At 51.9% G+C, this 2,477-nt stretch carries 3 protein-coding genes; all 3 read right to left on the bottom strand.

The genetic code is table 11. The features are described 5' to 3' along the window. Nucleotides 1-33: 33 nt before the first annotated feature. Nucleotides 34-1,152: a glycerate kinase gene (locus tag STRDD11_RS04960; RefSeq protein WP_128835964.1), complete on the bottom strand. Its 1,119-nt coding sequence runs from the start codon at nucleotides 1,150-1,152 to the stop codon at nucleotides 34-36. Nucleotides 1,153-1,161: 9 nt separating this feature from the next. After that, nucleotides 1,162-1,809, bottom strand: coding sequence for a phosphoserine phosphatase SerB (gene serB, locus STRDD11_RS04955; protein WP_128836316.1), 648 nt, complete (start codon nucleotides 1,807-1,809; stop codon nucleotides 1,162-1,164). 112 nt (nucleotides 1,810-1,921) lie between these two features. Further along, nucleotides 1,922-2,477, bottom strand: a 556-nt coding sequence (locus STRDD11_RS14180) for a septation ring formation regulator EzrA (RefSeq protein ID WP_277592704.1), incomplete at its 5' end; no start/stop codon positions are given.

Here is a 2,477-nt window from a genome sequence, read left to right as displayed (position 1 = left end):
TCAGAGAAAGGGAATATGTACTGAAAAAGCGGACTAACCGCTTTTTTTCATCTTCAGTACATTGCCAATGTTTCTGGCCGTTCGAATCAGGTTGACCTCAGCCTGCGCCAGAACGGCGGTCAGGCTGTCGGCCTGAGCCATGATGGGAAAAGCCGCCGCTATATTTTCTGCCGGAAAAGCTGGCAAATCTGCTGCTAAACTGCCGCAAACAGCCAGTACCGGTATGCCTTGAGGCGTTCTCCGGGCGATACCGACTGGGGCTTTCCCGGCCAAGGACTGACGGTCCATCCGTCCTTCACCCACGACTACCAAGTCTGCTTTTTTGACTCTTTCATCAAAATCCAGTAAATCTAGGCAGGTTTCAATGCCTGAAACGATTTTTCCGCCGGCAAAAGTGACCAGGCCCGCAGCCATCCCGCCTCCGGCGCCTGCTCCTGCCAAACCGAAAACAGCTGGATTGGCCAACTCATAAAACTGCCTCATAGCCTGGTCGGTCTGGGCGAAGAGCAGATCCGGCAGCCCCTTTTGGCCGCCGAACATATAAGCTGCTCCCTGAGGACCGCAGAGAGGATTGGTCACATCCGTCAATATTTCAATCTCCAGCTCTTTCAGGACGGCAGGGACATGCTGAGCAGAAATCCGGGCAGCCCGGCCCAGAGAAGAGCCGACCGGCCGCAGCACATGCTGATCACTATCGTAAAACTCATAGCCTAGACCTGCTGCCAACCCGATACCGCCGTCATTGCTGGCCGAGCCTCCGACCCCGACCAGCATCTTTCTGACCCCTTCACCCGCCAAATGGAGAATCAGCTCTCCCAATCCCCTGGTCTCAATTACTAGGGGATTTCGTTTTTCCTGCGGAATGGAGGCCATACCAACCAAATCAGCCATTTCAAAAAGAGCCTGCTGACCTTGTCTGGCATAAGTCATCTTGACCGGCTGGCCAAAGGGGCCGGTCACCGTATGATAAAACTCAGCCCAGCCCAAGGCAGCTGTCAGCGCAGCCATGGTCCCCTCACCGCCGTCGCCAATCGGCAGCAAGTCAAAAGTCGCATCCGGCAGCGCCTGCGAAAATCCCTCCTGTAAAGCCTGCGCTGCCTGCGGAGCCGACAGGCTTTCCTTGAAAGAATCCGGTGCAATCAGAATATGCATACTTGCCTCCTATTGCTCTCTCTGATCCAAGAGGTCAATCACCCGATAAAGATTGCATTCCTCAATCCGATAAGGCGCCTGCTCGCACACAATCGGCTTGGCCATAAAGGCAATCCCCAGTCCCGCCGCCTGAATCATGGGCAGGTCATTGGCTCCGTCTCCCATGGCAATCGTTTGATTTAATTCCAAATCATTTTCTGCTGCCCAGGCCTGCAGCATAGCCAGCTTGGTTTCCTTGGTGACAATCTCCCCTAATACCTGACCGGTCAGGCAGCCTTGTTGGATTTCCAGACGATTGGCCTTGACATAGTCAATCCCCAGCTGCGCAGCCAGACTGTCTACCGTTTCGTGAAAACCGCCCGACACCAGACCGACCTTGTAACCGCGTCTATGCAGCTCATTGACCAGCTCCTGAGCCCCCGGCGTGAAGTGGATACGCTCCGCAATCCGAGAAAAGATGCTGTCTGGCAGGCCTTTCAGCAGAGCAACCCGCTCACGCAAGGCTGCCTCAAAGTCCAGCTCTCCTCGCATAGCCCGCTCCGTAATAGCTGCAACCTGAGAGCCGACTCCTGCTTCCTCTCCCAGCAAGTCAATTCCTTCTTCCCTAATCAGGGTACTGTCGACATCCATGACCAAGAGACCTTTTACCTGTCGCATCATTTCACCTCATACTTTCCATGTTTGTTGTATTATACCGAAATTTCTGATACAAGACAAGCCCTGGCTTAAGCGCTCCGTACTGCAAAAGAAAAAGCTCCCGCAGGAGCTTTTAAAAACGAATATTTTCGCGTGTTTTCTCATAAGAGGTCACAAAGCGCTCTGTAACGCCTGGCTCTACAATATCCAGAGCTTTGGAAATCACATCCAAGGATTTGGCATAGTCAAAGTTATGCTCAAAAACATAGAGCGATTCATTGAAAGCTTCCTGAACATTATCGTCAAAAGAACGATAGCGATTGGAGTATTGCAGCAGCTGCTCTGTCAGCGTCGCATTCTGAACGATACGGTAGGTTTCTGTTTCCAGCTCGTGCATATCATTGGTCAGAATTTCCAGCCAGCGGTTAACCGATTCAATGTTCACCTGCTTGGCTTCCAGCTCGCTCACCAGTTCTTCAATGTTATTGCTGGTCGCAAAGAAGATTTTCAGGAAGGACTGAGGAATGCCCGGTAGGTTGCGTTTCTCCATGTAGCGCTTGATTGTATGCAGTTTATTAGCATAGATATTGACCTTCTGACGGGCATTGGCGTCGTCTTTTTCAATTTCAGCCAATTCGTCTCCCAAAGAGATTTGCTCGTCTTCAATTTCTTTCAGGCGCTCTTGGATG

This window comes from Streptococcus sp. DD11 (assembly GCF_001578865.1).
GTDB classification, from domain to species: Bacteria; Bacillota; Bacilli; order Lactobacillales; family Streptococcaceae; genus Streptococcus; species Streptococcus panodentis.
The sequence above is the reverse complement of the archived record's forward strand: the minus strand, read 5'-3'. Positions and strand labels throughout refer to the sequence as shown.

Bases quoted from the DNA above. Each gene is read 5' to 3' on its own strand.
- STRDD11_RS04960 (WP_128835964.1), bottom strand. From the start codon at position 1,152: ATGCATATTCTGATTGCACCGGATTCTTTCAAGGAAAGCCTGTCGGCT.
- serB (WP_128836316.1), bottom strand. From the start codon at position 1,809: ATGCGACAGGTAAAAGGTCTCTTGGTCATGGATGTCGACAGTACCCTG.